This is a genomic window from Komagataeibacter intermedius TF2 (assembly GCF_000964425.1).
Taxonomy (GTDB): domain Bacteria; phylum Pseudomonadota; class Alphaproteobacteria; order Acetobacterales; family Acetobacteraceae; genus Komagataeibacter; species Komagataeibacter intermedius.
On sequence record NZ_BANF01000155.1, the window covers coordinates 1 to 314 of the forward strand.

Annotated in this window: 1 protein-coding gene; it reads right to left on the reverse strand. The window is 59.9% G+C overall.

Going from position 1 to position 314, the window contains the following annotated elements; genetic code table 11:
• Window positions 1-314, reverse strand: a 314-nt coding sequence (gene bfr, locus B7449_RS14880; RefSeq protein WP_048883761.1) for a bacterioferritin, incomplete at both ends; no start/stop codon positions are given.

The window sequence follows — 314 nt, forward strand, 5'->3', positions numbered from 1 at the left end:
ACGAAGTCGCGCACGCTTTCGCAGTAGGCGATGCCTTCGCGCAGGTCGCCAATGGCCTTTTCCTCAAGCTTCAGGTCGCATTTGAGGATTTCCTCCACGTCCTGTCCCACCAGGATCTGGTTGTAGCGCTGCACGTTGGGCAGGCCGCCCAGATACAGGATGCGCTCGATCAGCCAGTCGGCATGGCGCATTTCCTCGATCGATTCCTCGTATTCCTTCTTGCCCAGCAGGGTCACGCCCCAGTGGCGCAGCGTGCGGGCGTGCAGGTAATACTGGTTGATGGCCGTCAGCTCGTTTGTCAGCTGCGTGTTCAG